The sequence below is a fragment of the Microvirga sp. 2YAF29 genome, assembly GCF_052114605.1.
Lineage (GTDB): Bacteria > Pseudomonadota > Alphaproteobacteria > Rhizobiales > Beijerinckiaceae > Microvirga.
The window spans coordinates 65,219-84,405 of the sequence record NZ_JBFRFB010000011.1 but is presented as its reverse complement, the minus strand read 5'-3'; the positions used below and the strand labels follow the sequence as shown (position 1 = coordinate 84,405).

Genomic DNA, 19,187 nt, shown 5'->3' with positions numbered 1-19,187 from the left:
CCCGATGGATTGCCTGTGACGGACCAGACCCGCTCTCTCCTCAGCCGCCTCGTCGAGGCGCCGCCTGTCTCCGATTCAAAGCGGGCCAAGGCCCAATTGACGGACTTCCGGGACCGTGCCCGCAAAGAGCCGGAGGCCTCACCATTGCTGCCGCACCTGGAAGGCGGCCTCCTCCAAGAGCTCTTCCTCTCCGTCGCGGATCATTCCCCTTTCCTTTGGCAACTGATCGTGAGCGATCCGGCTCGCGTGGCGCGGCTCGCCTTCGATGAGCCTGAGCAGAGTCATCGCGCTCTCGTCGAGAGCCAGGCCAATCTCTTCCGTAAGATCCGATCCAGTGGACTGACGCGCGATGATGCAGCCCGCGAGTTCCGGCGTCATCGCAATGCCCATGCTCTCCTCGTTGCTCTCGCCGATATCGGCGGATTGTGGAGCGTGGAGGAGGTGACGCGCGCCTTGTCGGAATTCGCCGATGCTTCGGTAGCCGGGGGGCTCAATCTCGTTCTGATGGAGACCGCGGATCTCGGGCGCATCAATCTGCCCTCACCCGATGCACCGGGTGAGGGCTCTGGCGTAACGGTGCTGGCTCTCGGCAAGCATGGGGCAGGGGAACTCAACTATTCCAGCGACATCGACCTCGTCATTTTCTTCGACTCGGAAACAACCGCTCTGAAAGAGGGAGCGGAGGCTGCCACGGTCTACACGCGCATCGCGCAGCAACTGGCGCGGCTGCTGCAGGAGCGGACCGCCGATGGCTACGTGCACCGCGTCGATTATCGCCTTCGCCCCGATCCGGGTTCCACGCCGACGGCCATGTCGCTGGCCTCGGCCTATGTCTATTACGAGACGTTGGGCCAGAACTGGGAGCGTGCCGCCTTCATCAAGGCGCGGCCTATCGCCGGTGACGTCGGTCTCGGCGAAGCATTCCTGCAGGAACTCCGTCCCTTCATCTGGCGCAAATATTTCGACTTCGCCTCCATCGCCGATGTCCACGCGATGAAGCGGCAGATCCATGCCGTGCGCGGGCATGACCAGATCGCGGTCGTAGGCCACGACATCAAGCTCGGACGCGGCGGCATCCGCGAGATCGAGTTCTTCGTGCAGACGCAACAGCTCGTCTTCGGAGGCCGCCGTCCCGGCCTGCGCGGCAGGCGGACGCTCGACATGCTGGCGGCGCTCCACGATGAGGGCTGGATCACTGCCCAGGCCCGCGACGAGCTCTCCGATGCCTATCGCTTTCTGCGTACCATCGAGCATCGCTTGCAGATGGTGGCCGACGAGCAGACCCAGCGTCTGCCGTCCGACGAGGATGAGCTGAAGCGTTTCGCGAAATTCTGCGGCTATCCCAATCTCAAGGCTTTCGCGAAGGCTCTCACCGATCAAGCCAAGATCGTGCAGGGCCATTACGCGCTTCTGTTCGAGGAGAGCCCGGAACTCGCCTCCGATACCGGCAGCCTCGTTTTCACCGGCACCGAGGATGATCCGGAAACGCTGGCCACGCTGCAGCGCATGGGATTCCGCGATCCCGCAAAAGTCGCCGAAACCGTCCGCGGCTGGCATTTTGGGCGCCGCCCCGCCATCACCAGCCCACGCGCCCGTGAAGTCCTCACTGAGCTGACGCCGGCCTTGCTCTCGGCCCTTGGCGGTACGGCGGACCCGGATGCTGCCCTGGATGCGCTCGACCGCGCCTTCGGGCGCATGCCCGCGGCTGTCGAACTGCTCACTATTCTCCAATCCCACGACAAGTTGCGCCTGCGTTTCGCCGATCTTCTCGGCACCGCGCCGCGTCTCGCCAGCACCGTCGCGCAATCTCCGCACGTTCTCGACGTTCTCATCGATCCAGCCTTTAGCGTTCCGCTCGTCGATGGGAACCTGATCGAACAGCAGGTGCGCCAATTCGTCGGTACGCCCGGCGATTACGAAGAGTTTCTGGACCGTGCCCGCGATGCGGCGCGGCAGATGCGCTTCATCACCGGCGCCCGGCTTCTCTCCGACATCATTTCGCCAGCCCAGGCCGGTGAGGCCTATGCCGCCATCGCAACGGCCATCGTTCGCGTCTCGTACGAACAGGTGCGCAAGGAATTCGAGGCGGAACATGGCATTGTTCCGGGCGCGCAAGTCGCCATCCTCGGCCTCGGCAGGCTTGGCACGCGCGAACTGACGGCAGGATCGGATCTCGACCTCGTGGTCCTTTACGATTTCGATGAGGAGCATCGCGACAGCACGGGAAGCCGCCCCCTCGATGTCGTGGTCTATCACACACGTCTGACGCAGCGCCTCGTGGCGGCGCTCACGGTGCCGACGCGGCGCGGTTTGCTTTATGAGGTCGATCTACGTCTGCGTCCGCAGGGTGGAAAAGGTCCCGTCGCCTCGCAATTCAAGGGCTTCGTTAGCTACCAGCACAACGAGGCCGAGCTCTGGGAGCATATGGCGCTCACCCGTGCCCGTCTGCTCGTCGGCGAGCCTGGAATTGCGGAGCCTGTCAATGAAGCGGTGAGAGAGATCGTTGCGGCCAAGCGGGAATGGAAGCACGTTGCGTCCGAAGTCCGCTCCATGCGCGGCCTCATCGCGCAGGAAAAGGGCGATGACAACCCGTGGGATCTCAAGCTCGCCAAAGGCGGCCTGACGGATCTCGATTTTATCGCGCAGGCCCTCGTGCTGGCTCATGGCGCAAAGCATATAACCTTGATCGGACTAGCACCTGAAGCGATGTTCCAGGAGGCCGGCAAGGCTGGCCTCATCAGCGAGGACGATGCCCGCAACCTGATCGAGGCGCATCGCCTGTTCAACGCCATCTTCCAATGGCAGCGTTTGACGATTGAGGGCGATTTCGATCCCGCGACTGTGCCGCCTGCGATCCTCAAGCGGCTGGCAACAGTGGCTGGATTACCGGACGCGAAGGTGCTGCTGAATCACTTGAACGCCACCCGCCAGCAAGTGCGGGAGATCTTCGAGCGTATGCTTCGTTAAGCCGCCGTATCGGCCAGCGCGATATCGGCGTTGGTGGCTTCGGTGAGAGGCAAGTGGACGAGCACGATGGTGCCGACGCCTTCCTGGCTCTTGATGCGGAGCGAGCCGCCGTGGAGCTCGGTGAGCGAGCGGGCGATGGCGAGTCCGAGGCCCGAGCCCTTGTAGCTCTTCGAGAACTCGGTCTCCACCTGCTCGAAGGGCTGGCCCAGCTTGTGGAGGGCGTGATCGGGAATACCGATGCCGTTGTCTTCCACGTAGATATTGATGGCGTCGCCCGCCTGACGGGTACGCACCGTGATGCAGCCGCCTTCGCTCGTGAACTTCGTGGCGTTCTGGAGCAGGTTGACGAGGATCTGGTGCAGGGCCCGTTCGTCGGCGGGCACGATAATGTCCTCGGGGCTCACGTCCACGGTGACGGAAAGGTCCTTGGCCTTCGTCTGCTCGCTCACCAGCTTGAGCGCGCGCTGGATCGAGGCATGGACCTCGATGGGCTGTTTCGTGAGCGTGGTGCGGCCAGCCTCGATGCGCGACATGTCGAGGATGTCGTTGATCACCGACAGGAGATATTCGCCGCTGGAGCGGATGTCCGTGCAATATTCCTCGTACTTGTCCGAGCCGAGGTTTCCGAAGATCCCGCTCTGCATAACTTCCGCAAAGCCGATGATGGCGTTGAGCGGCGTGCGCAGCTCATGGCTCATATTGGCCAGGAATTCGGACTTGGCGCGGTTGGCGCTTTCGGCCTGTGCCTTCTGGTCGAGATAGCGCTCCGCGAGATCGGCGAGCTGATGCGTCTGCGCTTCCAGCTTCTGGCGCGACTGCTTGAGATCGAGAACGGTCGCGATGAGTTCCTTCTCGGACTCGACGAGGCGATGCTCGTGGCGCTTGAGCGCCGTAATGTCCGTACCCACCGACACATAGCCGCCATCCTTCGTGCGGCGCTCGTTGATCTGCAGCCAGCGGCCATCCTGAAGGCGCGCCTCGAAGGTGCGGGCGCCCACATCCTGCTGCTCGCGGCGCAGGAACTGGTGCTGCACTTCCGGCGGACGGCCAAGCGCCATGACTTCGGCGTAGGACTTGCCCTGAAGATCAGCGCCAGCCGGTAGCTCGTGAAGCTTCTGGAACTTCGAATTGCAAAGCACGAGGTTGTTGTTGGCGTCCCACAGCACGAAGGCCTCGGAGATCGCTTCGATGGCATCGTGCAGGCGGGCGTCGGCGCGGGCGGTCTTCTCTTCGAGGCCACGCTGCTCGGTCACGTCCACCGCGATGCCGACAAGGTGGCTCGCCGCGTCGTCGGGATCGTTCATCAACTCGGCGCGTGCGCGCAGCCACACCCAATCGCCGCTGATGCTGCGGATGCGGAACTCATAATCGACGAGCGAAGTGGTGGCGGAGGCGAGCTGCTCGGCGAGCGTATAGAGATCCTGATCCTCGGGATGGATCATGGTGTTCACTTCGCCGAAGGAGAGGAACTCGTCCTGACGTTCGTAACCGAGAAGCTCGTACATAGAGTCGGACCAGTAGATGCGTCCGCGTCCGATATCCCAATCCCACAGGCCGCAGCGGCCGCGGTTGAGGGCGGAGTCGATCCTGTCCCGTACCTTCTCGCAGACCTCGTCGGCGGCGCGGGCGCGGTTCGATTGCATCATGTAGGCAATGCCGATGCCGAGCAGCACGACGATGGTCGCGCCGAGCAAGGAGACGTGGCCGATCGTGCGGGTCCACCAGCCGGCCAGCACATGAGGCAGCGGCTGGACCACGGCGACCTGACCGGAGGAGGCGGCGAGCGAACGAACGGTCGCGATGCCTTCGTTGCCGTCCTTCAGCTTGATGGTCATGACGCCGGCGCGGTCGGCAAAGAGCGCGAGAGGCTGCGCGTCGCCCAGCACTTCGCTGAGAGTCTGAGGTGCGCCCTCGCCTGCCGGATAAACGGCGAGAACGGTGCCGGCCTGATCGATGAGGAGGAGGCTGCGGTTATGCGACAGGGCGCTCGCCGGCATGTCCTTGGCCAGAGCGTTCACGAGTGCAACGGCCTGAGCCTTGCCCTCGGGAGCCCGATAGGCGCCAAGCTTCGCAGCCGAGAGGGAAGCGATGATGTCGATATCGTGGATGGCGTCGCGAAGCGTTTCCTTGCGACCGTCGCGGATCTGCACCCACGCGCTGCCTGCAAGCGTTACAAGAAAAAGAATGAGTACGGCCGGAACAGCAAGCCTGAGCAGGGATTCATATTGCTCAAGCCTGCGATAGGCCGGGTTCGCGTCTGAACGCGCTACCCCTAGAATCGTACCCGCACGCGCGGGTACGCATGCGGTCACCGCCCCCGCCATGCGATGCTCCCTTCGGAACCATTACTGTCCTTGTTCGGAAGGACGTGCCGCATCTCTCCGAATCACTGACAATAGAATCACGGGCGGGTGATTTGTCTAGCTATGTGAACGTTGAGGTTAATAAAAAATGTTCATTGCCTCCCGACGCTGGGGATTCCTTGGATAATCCCGCAGCGACAGGTGACAAACATCCTGGATTCCTAAGCCGCCTCACTCTCTTCGAGCGATCGGTTTACGATGTCTCCTACATCGCGAGAAAGGTTGGGTTTTTGCGAAATCGAGAGCAGAGCCTGCTTCGCATGAGCGCGGCGAGTCGGTTCCATCATCCGCCATGAACTGAAGGCTGTAAGGAGTCGCGCGGCGAGTTGCGGGTTGAGTTCGTCGGCGCGCAGCACGATGGCTGCAAGCAGCGCGTAACCGGCTCCATCGATTCGATTGAACTGAACCTGATTCAACATCGCGAAACTGCCGATGAGTGAACGCACCCGGTTCGGGTTGTTGAGAGAGAAGGCAGGATGAGTCATCAGGTGCTTCACGCGATCAAGAGTGCCATCTTCTGGAATGGCCGCCTGCAGCGTGAACCATTTGTCGAGCACGAGCGATTCATCGCGATACAAGTCCTCGAAGCGTGCGATGGCTTTCTCCCGCACGTCTCCGGGCAACGTCATCAACACACCGAGCGCAGCAAGACGGTCCGTCATGTTGCCGGCATTTTCGAACTGCTTGCTCGCCAAGGCTTCGCCGTCTGCGGGATCAGCCGCCGCAATGAGGTCGAGAGTGGCATTGCGCAAGGAACGACGGCCCGCGCTTGCCGCATCGGGGCTGTAGGCTTCCAAGGTGCTTAAGGAACTATAGAAATGTTGCAGAATATCGAAGCAGGTCTTTCCGATGTGACGGCGCAGCGTTTTGCGTGCGCGATGGATCGCATCGGGATCCACATCCCTGCCGATCTCCTGCGCGATGTCGGCTTCGCTCGGGAGGGTCAGCACGAGCGCGGCAAAGGCCGGATCGTTCAGTGCATCCGTTTCCATGAAGGAGCGGAAGGCTGAGGCGAGGGCGCTCAGCTCGTCACCCGTCACGGTCTTGCCGGTCGAAAGGGCGACGAGGGTTCGCATGGCTACGCTCTGCGCCGCCTGCCAGCGATTGAACGCATCCATGTCGTGCCGCAACAGAACGAGCAGGTCTTCGTTCGAAAAATCGAGCGAGACTTTCACGGGCGCAGAAAAGCCACGGAACAGGGAGGGCACCGGGCGTGAGGCCACGCCTGTGAACATGACGCTGTCTTCACCCTTGTCGAGCACGAACACGCCGCGCTGGTTCACGCGCTCGCATGTGGCGCTTAGCGGTTGCCCGTTTTCGCTTACGAGGCCGAGCACGACCGGGATCACCATAGGTTCCTTGGTGGCTTGGCCCGGTGTTGGCGGCGTCTCCTGCTTGAAGTCGAGGCGGTAGGACTTGGCCGTCTCGTCATAATACCCCTGCACGCTCACGCGCGGCGTTCCCGATTGGGCGTACCAGCGGGCGAAGTGGGAGAGGTCGCGGCCTGTCACATCGGAGAAGGCCTTCAGGAAATCCTCGACCGTGGCGGCGGTGCCGTCGCAGCGGTCGTAATAGAGGTCCATGCCGCGCCGGAAATCCTCGTCGCCGATGATCGTCTTGAGCATGCGCACGATCTCGGCGCCTTTCTCATAGACCGTGGCGGTATAGAAGTTGTTGATCTCGCGGTATTGGGTCGGGCGCACGGGATGGGAGAGGGGGCTTCCATCCTCCAGGAACTGTCGCGCCCGCAAGGTCTTCACTTCGGAGATGCGATGCACGGGGCGCGAGCGCTCGTCGGAGGAGAACTCCTGGTCGCGGAAGACCGTCAGTCCCTCCTTCAGGCAAAGCTGGAACCAGTCGCGGCAGGTGACCCGGTTGCCGGACCAGTTATGGAAATACTCGTGGGCGATGATCGCTTCGATATTCGCGTAATCGACGTCGGTGGCTGTTTCGGGCGAGGCCAGCACGTATTTGTCATTGAAGATGTTGAGGCCCTTGTTCTCCATGGCGCCCATGTTGAAGTCCGACACGGCGACGATGTTGAACACGTCGAGGTCGTATTCGCGGCCATAGACCCGCTCGTCCCAGACCATCGAGCGCTCCAGCGCGTCGAGTGCGTAATCGGCGCGGGTCTCTTTTCCAGGCTCAACATAGATGGCGAGCTCGACCTTGCGGCCGCTCATGGTCGTGAAGCTCTTGCCGACCCGGCCCAAGCGTCCGCCGACGAGGGCGAAGAGATAGGAGGGCTTGGGGTGCGGATCGTGCCACACGGCATAATGCCGATTGATCCCCTCGATAGGCCCGCTCTCAACCGGGTTGCCGTTGCCGAGCAGAACCGGCGCTTCCTCGAGCTCCGCTTCGATCCGCGTGGTGTAGACGGCCAGCACATCGGGACGGTCGAGGAAATAGGTGATGCGGCGGAAGCCTTCCGCCTCGCATTGCGTGCAGTAATTGCCGCTCGAACGGTAAAGCCCCATCAGCTTGGTGTTCGCCGTCGGATCGATCTCGGTTTCGATGGTCAGGGTAAAAGGCTGGCGAGGCGGCTGGCTGATCGTCAGGACCTGGGGTGAGGCCTCATACTCGGCCGTATCGAGAACGCGTCCATCGAGGGAGAGGCCTTTCAGGCTGACTTCGTCGCCGTCGAGCACGAGGGGCGCATCAGCGCGTCCCGCCGGGTTCGGCTGCATATGAAGCGTGGCCGTCACCTTCGTTGCCGTGGGATGCAGCCGCAGGTCCAGCTCGACGCGGTCGATCAGGAAGTCGCTGGGGCGATAATCCGCAAGACGGACGACCTGGGCAGTATCGGTGCGCATCGGCAATTCTTTCTCGAAATATGATTGCGTCGAAGCGTGACGGCATCCGCGGGCGGGCGCAAGCCTGTCCGAAATCGCTTCTGTTTATCCCGGTGAACAAATCCAAGGGTTTTTCAGAGGGTAGTAGTCCATCTTACTTGATCTCCCCGCCAAAAGCGCCATCACGTACCCGCGACACATTCGGGAGAGCGTAATGGAATACCTCCACACCATGGTCAGGGTCTCGGATATCGAGGCATCCCTTGATTTCTTCTGCAACAAGTTCGGCCTCGTGGAAGTCCGCCGTACGGACAACGAGAAGGGCCGCTACACCCTCGTCTTCCTGGCGGCTCCCGGCGATGTGGAGAAGGCGAAGGAATCAAAGGCTCCGCTTCTCGAGCTGACCCACAACTGGGACGAGAAAGAATATGTCGGCGGCCGTAACTTCGGCCATCTGGCCTATCGGGTCGACGATATCTACGAGACCTGCCGGAAGCTCATGGAGGCAGGCGTCACCATCAACCGTCCGCCCCGCGACGGCTACATGGCCTTCGTCAAATCCCCCGACAACATTTCGATCGAGCTGCTTCAGCGCGGCGAGCCCAGGCCGATTCAGGAACCCTGGGCCTCCATGCCGAATACCGGCAACTGGTAAGCTTCGGCACATGGGGCGGCTCACGTTGGATAACGCAGCGTAAGTCGCCTCTTGGCGAAAAGACCTTGCTCCGTCATTCTACCCGGATCACCATAACAGTCCGGGCTTGAACCCGGCGGAGGATTACCTTGGTACGAGACGCGATCCGCTTCTGGCGGAATGGACAGCTCATCGAAGCTTCCGGCTTTCACCCACGCACCACGCTCCTGGACTACCTGAGACTTCAGGAGCGCCGGGTCGGCACGAAGGAGGGCTGTGCGGAAGGCGATTGCGGCGCCTGCACCATCGCCATCGGACGGGTGCGGGGCGGCGAGGTCCATTACGAACCCGTCAATGCCTGCATCCTACTGCTTGGGCAGGTGGACGGCGCGGAGATCGTCACAGTCGAGGATCTCGCATCCGGTGGGGAGCTTCACCCGGTTCAGGCGGCCATGGTGTCGCATCATGGCTCTCAATGCGGCTTCTGCACGCCCGGAATCGTGATGAGTCTGTTCACGCTGTACCATAAGGGCGAGCGTCCCTTAAGTCGCGATGCAGTGAACGACGCGCTCGCGGGCAATCTCTGCCGTTGTACGGGCTACCGGCCGATTGCCGATGCAGCCATCGAGGCCTGTTCTCATCAGCCTGACGATGCTTTCCGGCATGCCAAAGCGCAGACGGCTCAGGACCTCTCCGGTCTCGCCGATGGACGGGATGCGTTCATCGGAAGTCAGATAAGCTTCTTTGCGGCACCTGCTACCGAGAAATCGCTTGCGGACCTTTATGCACAGCATCCCGACGCCACGCTTGTCGCCGGCTGCACCGATGTCGGCCTGTGGGTCACGAAGGGCATGGCGGAACTCGAAAAAATCATCTGGCTCGGACGGGTCGCAGGCCTCGATGTGATTGAGGATTCTCATTCCCAACTCTCCATCGGAGCGACCGCTACCCACGCAGAGGCTTACGGGAGCCTCGCTCATATCGATCCCGATCTCGGAGAGCTCATGCGCCGCTTCGGCTCGGCGCAGGTGCGCGCCTCCGGTACGGTCGGGGGCAACATCGCGAATGGCTCACCCATCGGCGATCTTCCGCCCGCACTGATTGCTCTTGGCGCGGAGCTTGAACTGCGGAAGGGCGAAAGCCTTCGCCGAATTCCTCTCGACCAATTCTTCATCGCTTATCGCAAGCAGGACCGGCAGCCCGGCGAGTTCGTGCGGCAGGTCATCGTGCCGAAGCTGACGCGGCATCAGGCCTTCCGTGCCTATAAGGTCTCGAAACGGTTCGACGAGGACATCTCAGCCGTGATGGGTGCTTTCCGCTTCACGTTCAAAGGAAGGCGCATTGCCGAAGCGCGCATTGCCTTTGGTGGCCTTGCGGGCATTCCGAAGCGAGCGATGGAAACCGAAGCGGCGATCGTCGGCGTCTCCCTCGACGATTCATTCGCCTGGGGCGCAGCGATGGCCGCGGTCACGCGCGATTACCAGCCCCTCGACGATCACCGCGCTTCAGCCGCCTATCGCATGACGGTCGCGCGCAATCTCGTGTTCAAGGCCCTGAGCGAAACCGCTTCAGGCCAGACCCTCGCCACCCGGATCATCGGCCAGCGCGAGCCGCTGGAAGCGGCGGAGTAGGGCGATGAACGAGCAACCAAAACTCACCGCCGCCAACACCTCCCCCTCGAGGGGGGCGGTCGCGCCTCAGGCGCGGGAGGGGGTGGAAAACACCACATTAGACAGCGTCGCGCTGCCACCCCACCCCGGAGCGCAGACGCGCTCCGACCCTCCCCCTCAAGGGGAGGGTGGAACCGTGGAAGCGCTGCGCCACATCAGAAAATCTCTTCCGCACGATTCCGGTCCCAAGCACGTGCAGGGCGTCGCGCAATATATCGACGACATTCGCGAGCCCGAGGGCACGTTGCATGTTGCGATTGGGCAGGCTCCGAAAGCGCGCGGGCGCTTGGTCTCCCTCGATGTTTCCGCCGTCCGCGCGGTTCCCGGTGTCGTCGCGGTTCTGACCGTTGCCGACATTCCCGGAAAGAACGATGTGTCGCCCGCTTTCGGTGACGATCCGCTCTTCGTCGATTCCGAAATCAGCTTCCTCGGCCAAGCCGTCTTCGCCGTGGTTGCAACCACCCGCGATGTCGCTCGGCGTGCGGTCAAGAAGGCGGTGATGGAAATCGAATCCGAGGCACCCAGCATCACGGTCGAGGATGCGCTGGAACGCGGCGAGACGGTGCTGCCTGATTACGCTTACGGTCGCGGCGATCCGAACGCTGTCATCGCCTCGTCGCCTCAAAAGTGCAATGGCCATTTCCGCGTCGGCGGGCAGGAGCATTTCTACCTCGAAGGGCAGGTCGCTTTCGCGCTTCCGGGCGAGGACGGCGACGTGCATGTCTATTCCTCCACGCAGCACCCCACTGAAGTGCAGCATGTGGTGGCACGCGTGCTCGACATTCCCGATGCCTATGTCACCTGCGAGACGCGCCGTATGGGCGGCGGTTTCGGCGGCAAGGAGAGCCAGGCGACACAATGGGCCGTGACGGCGGCGCTTGCCGCGCAGATTACGGGCAGGCCGTGCAAGATCCGCCTCGACCGCGACGACGATTTCATCCTCACCGGCAAGCGCCACGATTTCCGGTGCGACTGGCAGGTGGGGTTCGATGAAGAGGGACGCATTCAGGGCTATACGGTCGATCTGCTGGCCCGCTGCGGCTATTCGGCGGACCTGTCGAGCGGGGTCGTGGACCGCGCCATGTTCCATGCGGATAACGCCTATTGGATGCCCGCCGTCCATATCGCCTCCAAGCGCCTGAAGACCAACACCGTATCGAACACGGCTTTCCGTGGCTTCGGCGGTCCGCAGGGCATGCTCGCCATCGAGCATGTGATGGACCAGATCGCCTGGGCGACAGGGCGCGACCCGCTAGATGTGCGCTATGCCAATTTCTACAAGCCTGGCGAAAACCACACGCCCTACGGCATGGAGGTGGAGGAGACCGACACGCTCCACAATCTTGTGCGCACGCTGGAGAATACCTCGAATTACCGCATGCGCCGCGAGGAGATCAAAGCCTTCAACGCATCTTCGCCGATCATGAAAAAGGGCATCGCGCTCACGCCGGTGAAGTTCGGCATCAGCTTCACGCTGACCCACATGAACCAAGCGGGCGCGTTGGTACACGTCTATCAGGACGGCTCCGTGCATCTCAATCACGGCGGCACCGAGATGGGGCAGGGGCTCTATATCAAGGTGGCGCAGGTGGTCGCCGAGGAATTCGGCATCGCCATGGAGCGCGTGCGCATCACCGCGACCACGACCGCGAAGGTTCCCAACACCTCGCCGACGGCAGCATCCTCCGGTTCCGATCTCAACGGCATGGCGGCGAAGGTCGCGGCGGGCGCGATCAAGACGCGCATGATCGCTTATGCCGCCGAGTCTTATGGCATCCCCGAGGACCAGATCGAATTTCGCGACGACCGCGTGTTCATCGGCAATGAGAGTGTCCCCTTCGACGAGCTGGTGAAGAAGTGCATTCTCGCCCGCGTCGCCCTCTCGGAAGCCGGACATTACAAGACGCCGAAGATCACCTGGGATCGCGCCAAGGCCACGGGCCGCCCGTTCTTCTACTTCGCCTATGGCGCGGCCTGTTCCGAGGTCATCGTCGACACGCTCACCGGCGAGAACCGCGTGCTGCGTGCCGACATCCTGCACGATGTGGGACGCTCACTGAATCCAGCCATCGATGTCGGCCAGATCGAGGGCGGCTTCGTGCAGGGCATGGGCTGGCTCACGACCGAAGAACTGGTGTTCAGCAAGGAGGGGCGTCTCCTCACGCACGCGCCCTCCACTTACAAGATCCCTGTGGCATCCGACGTGCCCGCCGATTTCCGCGTCGCGCTTTATCCCAACAGCAACCGCGAGGACACGATCTATCGCTCCAAGGCCGTAGGCGAGCCGCCGATCATGTTGGCGAACAGCGTGTTCTGCGCGCTGGCGGACGCGGTGCATGCGCTCGACCCAATCAAGCCCGTGCCGCTCGATGCGCCCGCGACGCCCGAGGCGATCCTGCGCGCCTGCGAGGCGCTGCGAGGGAGGCCGATGGGGTGAGAGCCTGGCGACAGCTCACCGACCTCATCACGCGGCACGGCGCTGCCGCTCTCATCACCGTACATGACGTCAAGGGCTCCGCTCCGCGTGAAGCGGGCGCGCGCATGGTCGTGCGGCCGGATGGGGCGTTCCACGGCACCATCGGCGGCGGGCAGCTCGAATTCCTCATGCTCGACATCGCTCGTGAGATGCTGGCTCGCGGACGTGGCCCGGCACGCATCATCGATCAGGCTCTTGGTCCCGATCTCGGCCAATGCTGCGGCGGGCGCGTGAAAATTCTCATCGAGACCTTCGATAAGCGCGATCTGCCCGATATCGCACCTCTGAACGCTGCCGAGGACAAGGGCGGCCTGTTCGATGTGGAATGCCGGATGGAGAATGACCGTGTCCGGCGTGAGGTGGGTTCGGCGGTGGGCGACGATGTCGGAACCGGCTGGCACGAGACCCATGGCGAGAATCGCACCCCCGTGCTGATTTTCGGGGCAGGCCATGTGGGTCGCGCGCTCGTGCTGGCCCTGGCGCCTCTACCGTTCTCCGTGCGTTGGCTCGACGACCGCGAGGAGGCCTTTCCCGCCCATCTTCCCGGCAACGCTTCCGCCATCCGCATGCGCGACCCCGAGGCCGAGATCGCCGGGGCAAGGCCGGATTCCCTCATCCTGGTCATGACCCATGACCACCCCCTCGACATGGCGATCACAGCGGCGGCCCTGAAACGGGGCTTTCCCTATGTGGGCCTCATTGGCAGCGCGACCAAGCGGGCGCGATTCGAAAAGCGCTTCCGGGAACTTGGGCTGGAGAGGGACCGCATCGCCTCCCTGGTCTGCCCCATCGGCCTGCCCGGCATTGCGGATAAGGACCCGGCGGTCATCGCCGCGTCGGTCACGGCCCAGCTTTTGCAGGCGCGGGAGCGGGCCGAGCTCGGCCGAAATCTCTCGCTTCCCGTCGCTTCAAACGATAAATAGCTCCTATGAGCGAAACAAAGAACCAAGATCGGCTTTATCTGGCCCGCGCCATCGACCTCTCCCGCCATCATATGGACGACGGAGCCGGCGGCCCGTTCGGCGCCGTGATCGTGCGCGACGGCAAGGTGCTGGCCGAAGGCTGGAACCAGGTGACCTCGGCGAACGACCCTACCGCCCATGCGGAGGTCACGGCGATCCGCCGGGCCTGCCAGGAGATCGGCGATTTCTCGCTGGAGGGCGCGACCCTTTATACGAGCTGCGAGCCGTGCCCCATGTGCCTTGCCTCGGCCTACTGGGCCCGCGTATCGCGCATCGTCTTCGCCAATACGCGGCAGGATGCGGCTGATATCGGATTCGACGACAGCCTGATCTACGACGAGATCCCCAAGCCGATTCCGGAGCGCATCATCCCCATGGATCACCAGCCGAGCCTGGAGGCCAAGTCGGTTTTCGATGCCTGGGCGAGCAAGACTGACAAGGTCGAGTACTAAATTCCGGCGACGCTTCCTATCTTCAAGACATCCGATTTTCACGAGACAGAACCATGCCCCGCGTTACCACCATCGTCCGCAAGCCCGCCGTGAAGGCCGACCGTGTCATCGATACAGTGACGCTCGACCATGAGGCCCGCAACCGCCGTCATGACCATCTGAAGGGCGATGGCGGAACCGAGATCCATCTCGATCTCGACATGGAAACCACCATCAACGACGGCGACGCGCTGCGTCTCGAGGATGGCCGTCTCGTGCAGGTCAAGGCCAAGTCCGAAGGCCTGCTGGAAGTGAAGGCGGAAAACCCGCTCCGCCTCATGCGCCTCGCATGGCACCTCGGCAGCAATCACGGCCTCGCCGAGATCGCGAACGATGCCCTTTACATCGAGAACGATCCGGCGCTGGCTGAGCTCGCGCGCGGGCAGGGCTGCACTGTGACGCTCGTTGAGCGTCCCTTCAAGCCGGAGCGCAGCACCCATGTCTGCTCTCACGACCATCACGGTCACGATCACCACCATGGCCATGATCATCATGATCATGCGCATTCCCACGATCATGATCATCACCACGAGCATGGCCCCGGCTGCGGATGCGGTCACCATCACGGGCACAAGCACGATCACTGATCGCTGACGGCCTCCCATGTCCAAGACCACCCGCGCGACGCAGGTGCTCCAGCAGGCCCGCGTCGCCTTCACAGTCCATACCTATGAGTACGATCCGAACGCGGAACGCATCGGCCTCCAGGCTGCGGAAGCCATGGGCGCCGATCCCAATTCCGTGCTCAAGACGCTCATGGTCCAGGTAGACGGCAAGCCCGCCTGCGTCGTCGTTCCCTCGGATATGGAAGTGAACCTGAAGAAGCTCGCCGCCGCCTTAAGCGGCAAGACGGCGCAGATGATGAATCCGGCGGAGGCGGAGCGCATCACCGGCTACCACGTCGGCGGCATCAGCCCCTTCGGCCAGAAAAAGCGCGTGCCGACCGTGATCGAAGAAACGGCCCTCACGCACGCGGAGGTTTTCATGAATGGCGGCCAGCGCGGGCTTCAGGTGAAGCTCAAGCCGAAAGACGCAGCAGCGGTGCTGGAGGCCAAGGTTGCGGCAGTGATTGGGTAAGATCGTAACAGCCAGAAGCTGGAAGTGGTCCTACGCCTCCCGCGGACGGCTCGTGATTCTGGATTCTGGGGGCAGCAAACCGAGTGGCGTGTAGAAGTAGCTGATCATTAGAGCTGGCACGCCACGGCTGGCTATTTCGATAAGCTTTGAGTCGCCCGGGTCTTCGATAAGGCTCATCGTATTGTGAGCCAGCCCCTTATTGGTGACGTGCAAGATCTTCACTAGCGCCTGCTCGGCCTCGCCCTGGCCCCCGTCATATCGGCCTAAAGCAACCGCTGGCTGCACCTTCTTCAGGAGGCCATCAGCGTTGCGAAAATGCTCAACACCAACGTCAGTGTTGTGCCGTTTCTTGATCTGACCGAGCTTCCCTCTCTCGTCACACAGTCCTAAGAATTCGAGCAGTGCACGACAGTGCACCAGTCCAACCTCAAGCATTGGGTTGGTGATCGCATGAAGATTTCCTTCGATCTGCAAACTGCCGTCGATGTAGACCGCAATCGTCGGCACTTCGTCCCAGCGCGATTTCAGGCCCAAAGCCCAGTTCAACGTCGCTACCGATTGCATCCGATGATCCAGCAGTCGTTTGATTTTCTGCTCGTCAAACATCTAGCCTTGCCCCTGTATTTTTGTGCCGCCATCTGTTGTACGGAGTAATCTGAAATAATCCTAAATCAGCATTTCCGCACTCGACCCTATTGAAACCATGAAGCTTTTCTGGGGAGAGAAAGTAATGTGTATGAAAAGTGATTGGACCGACTGGGGCTGATAAGTGACTGATATTAGCAAGATTTCCGTTGCCCCCATGATGGACTGGACCGATCGGCATTGCCGCGCGTTCCATCGCGTCATGTCGCGCCGGGCGCGGCTTTATACGGAGATGGTCACGACGGGCGCAGTCATTCATGGGCCGCGCGAGCGGCTGCTCGGCTTCAGCGAGGCCGAGCATGTGGTGGCGGTGCAGCTGGGCGGGTCCGATCCGAAAGAGCTGGCCCAGGCTGCCCGGATCTGCGCCGAGTTCGGCTATGACGAGATCAACCTGAATGTGGGCTGCCCCTCGGACCGGGTGCAGAATGGCCGCTTCGGGGCCTGCCTCATGCAGGAGCCGGTTCTGGTGGGCGAGTGCGTGGCCGCCATGAAGGCCGCCGTCTCCCTGCCGGTGACGGTGAAGTGCCGGATCGGGGTGGACGATCAGGATACGGAAGAGGCGTTGAACCGCCTGACCGACAACGTAGTGGCCGCCGGCTGCGACGAGCTGACGGTCCATGCCCGCAAGGCGTGGCTCAAGGGTCTCTCGCCGAAGGAAAACCGGGATATTCCGCCCCTCGACTACCCTCGCGTCTATCGGCTGAAGGCGGAGCGGCCCGGACTGCCTATGGCCATCAATGGCGGCATCAAGACCTGGGACGAGATCCGCGAACACCTGAAGCACATGGACGGTGTCATGCTGGGCCGCGTGGCCTATCACGAGCCGGAAATCCTGCTCGCGGTCGATGCCGAGCTTTACGGCGAGGAGCCGCCGGTTGCGGACGGCTTCGAGGCAGTGGAGGCCTATGAGCCCTATATCGCAGAGCAGCTCGCCAAGGGCGAGCGCCTGAGCAACATCACCCGCCACATGCTGGGCCTCTTCACCGGCCGCCCAGGTGCACGGGCCTATCGCCGGCATCTGGCGACCGAGGCCGTGAAGCCCGGCGCGAACTTGCAGACTCTGCGGGATGCGGTGGCGCAGGTGTCGAGAGTCGCGGCGCTCGAGGCGGCAGCGGAATAATCAAGCTGACATCCCGGACGGCAAAGCCGATCCGGGATCGGGTGCAGTATTAATCACTGTCATTCCGGGTCGAGCGATAGCGAGAGCCCGGAACCCATAAGCACCAACGTCGCCGAAGAAGGTGCATCGTTCGCCGCTTCATTCTGCCAACGATCCCGGATCTGCGCTGCGCTTCGTCCGGGATGACCCTATGTGTCAGATGCTTTCTTTCGACCGCAAGATCAGCCTGTTCCCTCGCACCTCATACGATCCCAATCGTTCCAGAAACGTCATGCCTAGAAGGTTGGCGTGCAGAACGCCCTCGCGGGCGATGAGCGCGCGGACATTGCGCTCCGTGATGGGACCGACGGACAGGCTGTCGATCACCACGGAGGCGGCCAGCGCACTGCCATTGGCGGTCGAGACGGGGATGGAATAGTCCAGCTGATCCGGCTTGAAGCCGAGGGCCTTGGCGTGTTCGGCGCGTAAGACCACGGTGCTTGCGCCCGTGTCGAAGATGAAGCTCGCGTCGTGACCGTTGACCTTACCCTGGACCAGGAAGCTGCCATCGGTCTTGCGGGCGGCGACCACTTCTCCCTCCGGCGTGACGACGGTGCGGCCCAACGCGATGTCGCCGATGGCGCGGTCGAGCACCGCATGCAACTCACCCCGCGAGGCATGGGTGACGAGAAGCGCAACGAGAATTCCGCCGCTGACGGCAATCGCCTGCACGCCATAGGTCCAGTGGCGCCCGAAACCCTCCACGATGGAGGCCGCCATGATGAGGCATGCGCCGCCCAATCCCAGCAGGGCAGCTGCTTCAAAAGGCGAGAGGTCGGCGATGTTCCGCTCGGCGAACAGTCCCAAGGCCAGGGCCGCGATGAGGAGAAGGCCGCCTGCGCCGCGAATCCCTGGCATCAGGAAACCTTCTTGTCCTTGTCGGGCATGAAGGCCTGCCGCATGCGCTCAGGGAGTTCCGTCATGATGTGCTGGCGCTCTTCTTCCGGAATCCGATACCAGCTCGCAATCTCGTCCCGCGTGCGGCCGCAGCCCTCGCAAAGCCCCGTTTCGGGGTCGAGGATGCAGACGCGTATGCAGGGGCTGGAGACGCGGGTCATGACCTCTCACATGGCGTTACGGTTGCAGGACCGTCAAGAGGCCGATCAGCGCGGCAATCTCGGCCACCTGCTGCGTGGCGCCCGCGATGTCGCCGGTCTGGCCGCCCAGATGGCGCAGGGACAGCCGCATCATCGCCCACCCGGAAAGGACAGAGAGCAGGAGCATCAGAACGATGCCGCCAAAGGGGATTCCCGCAAGGAGCCCAGGCACGAGCGTGACGATTCCGGCCAGTCCCGCCGCAAACCAGAAGCTGTCGCGGGAGGGTTGCCCCACGGCCTGGGCCGCGCCATCCGCGCGGGCGGGCGGCAGAAAGGTGAGGGGCATGAGGCCGGCCGTGCGGGAGAGCGAGGCAGCCGCGAGGATCGCCGTAGCGCCGATAAGCCAATCCGTTCGTGTCGCCACCATCGCCAGGGCTCCGATGCGCAGGGCGAGACCTAGGAACAGGGCCGCAGCCCCGAAGGAGCCGATTCTGCTGTCCCGCATGATCTCCAAGCGCCGCTCCTGGGTCGAGCCGCCGAAGCTGTCGGCCGTATCTGCCAAGCCGTCCTCATGGAAGGCACCCGTAGTGATCACCGCCACCGCGACGGCCAGGGCCGCTGCCAGGAAAGGGCCGAGATTGAGGAACAGGGCCCATGCGAAGGCGAGGGCAGGCAGCAGCCCCAGGATCAGCCCCGCGATGGGCAGCACCCGCACGAGGCGCTGAAAATCCGGCAGCGCATGGGCGTTATGCTCGAAAGGAAGGACTGGCACCGGAAGCCGGGAATAGAAGCGCAGGCAATGGGCTAAGTCTACGGCAATGGCCTGCCATAAGCTCATCGGCGGCATTTCGGCCTTGTCTATTTGCTCGGACATGCTTCACCCCACGCAATTTGCAGATTGTGGCTTACCGCAT

The 19,187-nt window shown here is 62.6% G+C and carries 15 protein-coding genes; 9 read left to right on the top strand and 6 right to left on the bottom strand.

The annotated features are described in order from the left end of the window. Window positions 1-15 precede the first annotated feature (15 nt). Window positions 16-2,967 (top strand): bifunctional [glutamine synthetase] adenylyltransferase/[glutamine synthetase]-adenylyl-L-tyrosine phosphorylase, encoded by a 2,952-nt coding sequence (locus tag AB4Y85_RS15005; RefSeq protein WP_441985711.1) that lies wholly within the window; start codon window positions 16-18, stop codon window positions 2,965-2,967. On the opposite strand, the gene AB4Y85_RS15000 is transcribed toward AB4Y85_RS15005, so the two are convergent. Both AB4Y85_RS15000 and pepN read right to left on the bottom strand, forming a co-directional pair. Then, the gene (locus tag AB4Y85_RS15000) at window positions 2,964-5,291 is read right to left on the bottom strand and encodes a PAS domain-containing sensor histidine kinase (RefSeq protein WP_441985710.1); all 2,328 of its coding nucleotides are present in this window, start codon (window positions 5,289-5,291) and stop codon (window positions 2,964-2,966) included. The two genes, AB4Y85_RS15005 and AB4Y85_RS15000, sit on opposite strands and share 4 nt — an antisense overlap. Before the next feature lie 200 nt (window positions 5,292-5,491). After that, the gene (gene pepN / locus AB4Y85_RS14995) at window positions 5,492-8,143 is read right to left on the bottom strand and encodes an aminopeptidase N (RefSeq protein ID WP_441985709.1); all 2,652 of its coding nucleotides are present in this window, start codon (window positions 8,141-8,143) and stop codon (window positions 5,492-5,494) included. A gap of 193 nt (window positions 8,144-8,336) precedes the next feature. Here pepN and AB4Y85_RS14990 point away from each other — a divergent pair, with 193 nt between their 5' ends. The 7 genes from AB4Y85_RS14990 (at window position 8,337) to ybaK (ending at window position 15,432) form a co-directional block, all read left to right on the top strand. Beyond that, window positions 8,337-8,777 (top strand): VOC family protein, encoded by a 441-nt coding sequence (locus tag AB4Y85_RS14990; RefSeq protein WP_441985708.1) that lies wholly within the window; start codon window positions 8,337-8,339, stop codon window positions 8,775-8,777. A 128-nt stretch (window positions 8,778-8,905) separates the two neighbouring features. Further along, a complete protein-coding gene (gene xdhA / locus AB4Y85_RS14985) occupies window positions 8,906-10,387 on the top strand; it encodes a xanthine dehydrogenase small subunit (protein WP_441985707.1) in 1,482 nt (493 codons plus the stop codon). Window positions 10,388-10,391: 4 nt separating this feature from the next. Next, a complete protein-coding gene (gene xdhB / locus AB4Y85_RS14980; RefSeq protein WP_441985706.1) occupies window positions 10,392-12,863 on the top strand; it encodes a xanthine dehydrogenase molybdopterin binding subunit in 2,472 nt (823 codons plus the stop codon). Continuing rightward, window positions 12,860-13,825 carry a xanthine dehydrogenase accessory protein XdhC gene (gene xdhC / locus AB4Y85_RS14975; RefSeq protein ID WP_441985705.1) on the top strand — a complete coding sequence of 322 codons (966 nt, stop codon included), beginning with the start codon at window positions 12,860-12,862 and terminating at the stop codon, window positions 13,823-13,825. The genes xdhB and xdhC overlap by 4 nt, the downstream gene beginning before the upstream one ends. A 5-nt stretch (window positions 13,826-13,830) precedes the next feature. Continuing rightward, window positions 13,831-14,316, top strand: a complete 486-nt coding sequence (locus AB4Y85_RS14970) for a nucleoside deaminase (protein WP_441985704.1) — start codon at window positions 13,831-13,833, stop codon at window positions 14,314-14,316. Window positions 14,317-14,369: 53 nt separating this feature from the next. Continuing rightward, on the top strand, window positions 14,370-14,942 hold the full coding sequence (locus tag AB4Y85_RS14965; protein WP_441985703.1) for an urease accessory protein UreE: 573 nt from the start codon (window positions 14,370-14,372) through the stop codon (window positions 14,940-14,942). Between the two features lie 16 nt (window positions 14,943-14,958). Beyond that, window positions 14,959-15,432 (top strand): Cys-tRNA(Pro) deacylase, encoded by a 474-nt coding sequence (gene ybaK / locus AB4Y85_RS14960; protein WP_441985702.1) that lies wholly within the window; start codon window positions 14,959-14,961, stop codon window positions 15,430-15,432. A 30-nt stretch (window positions 15,433-15,462) separates the two neighbouring features. Here ybaK and AB4Y85_RS14955 read toward each other — a convergent pair whose 3' ends face one another. Next, window positions 15,463-16,038 (bottom strand): hypothetical protein, encoded by a 576-nt coding sequence (locus AB4Y85_RS14955; RefSeq protein WP_441985701.1) that lies wholly within the window; start codon window positions 16,036-16,038, stop codon window positions 15,463-15,465. A 163-nt stretch (window positions 16,039-16,201) separates the two neighbouring features. Between AB4Y85_RS14955 and dusA the strand changes: the two genes are divergently transcribed. After that, complete coding sequence (gene dusA, locus AB4Y85_RS14950) at window positions 16,202-17,197, top strand: tRNA dihydrouridine(20/20a) synthase DusA (protein WP_441985700.1); 996 nt, start codon at window positions 16,202-16,204, stop codon at window positions 17,195-17,197. 195 nt (window positions 17,198-17,392) lie between these two features. Here the strand turns inward: dusA and AB4Y85_RS14945 are convergent, their stop codons facing one another. The 3 genes from AB4Y85_RS14945 to cobS are packed head-to-tail and all read right to left on the bottom strand — an operon-like array spanning window position 17,393 to window position 19,120. After that, complete coding sequence (locus AB4Y85_RS14945; protein WP_441985699.1) at window positions 17,393-18,094, bottom strand: retropepsin-like aspartic protease family protein; 702 nt, start codon at window positions 18,092-18,094, stop codon at window positions 17,393-17,395. Then, window positions 18,094-18,294: a DUF1289 domain-containing protein gene (locus AB4Y85_RS14940; RefSeq protein ID WP_441985698.1), complete on the bottom strand. Its 201-nt coding sequence runs from the start codon at window positions 18,292-18,294 to the stop codon at window positions 18,094-18,096. Before AB4Y85_RS14940 ends, AB4Y85_RS14945 begins: the two co-directional genes overlap by 1 nt. A 16-nt stretch (window positions 18,295-18,310) precedes the next feature. Then, entirely contained in the window at window positions 18,311-19,120 is an 810-nt protein-coding gene (gene cobS, locus AB4Y85_RS14935; RefSeq protein ID WP_441985786.1) for an adenosylcobinamide-GDP ribazoletransferase, read from the bottom strand. Window positions 19,121-19,187 lie beyond the last annotated feature (67 nt).

Bases quoted from the DNA above. Each gene is read 5' to 3' on its own strand.
- AB4Y85_RS15000 (WP_441985710.1), bottom strand. From the start codon at position 5,291: ATGGCGGGGGCGGTGACCGCATGCGTACCCGCGCGTGCGGGTACGATT.
- pepN (WP_441985709.1), bottom strand. From the start codon at position 8,143: ATGCGCACCGATACTGCCCAGGTCGTCCGTCTTGCGGATTATCGCCCC.
- AB4Y85_RS14990 (WP_441985708.1), top strand. From the start codon at position 8,337: ATGGAATACCTCCACACCATGGTCAGGGTCTCGGATATCGAGGCATCC.
- xdhB (WP_441985706.1), top strand. From the start codon at position 10,392: ATGAACGAGCAACCAAAACTCACCGCCGCCAACACCTCCCCCTCGAGG.
- AB4Y85_RS14970 (WP_441985704.1), top strand. From the start codon at position 13,831: ATGAGCGAAACAAAGAACCAAGATCGGCTTTATCTGGCCCGCGCCATC.
- AB4Y85_RS14965 (WP_441985703.1), top strand. From the start codon at position 14,370: ATGCCCCGCGTTACCACCATCGTCCGCAAGCCCGCCGTGAAGGCCGAC.
- ybaK (WP_441985702.1), top strand. From the start codon at position 14,959: ATGTCCAAGACCACCCGCGCGACGCAGGTGCTCCAGCAGGCCCGCGTC.
- AB4Y85_RS14955 (WP_441985701.1), bottom strand. From the start codon at position 16,038: ATGTTTGACGAGCAGAAAATCAAACGACTGCTGGATCATCGGATGCAA.
- AB4Y85_RS14945 (WP_441985699.1), bottom strand. From the start codon at position 18,094: ATGCCAGGGATTCGCGGCGCAGGCGGCCTTCTCCTCATCGCGGCCCTG.
- AB4Y85_RS14940 (WP_441985698.1), bottom strand. From the start codon at position 18,294: ATGACCCGCGTCTCCAGCCCCTGCATACGCGTCTGCATCCTCGACCCC.
- cobS (WP_441985786.1), bottom strand. From the start codon at position 19,120: ATGCCGCCGATGAGCTTATGGCAGGCCATTGCCGTAGACTTAGCCCAT.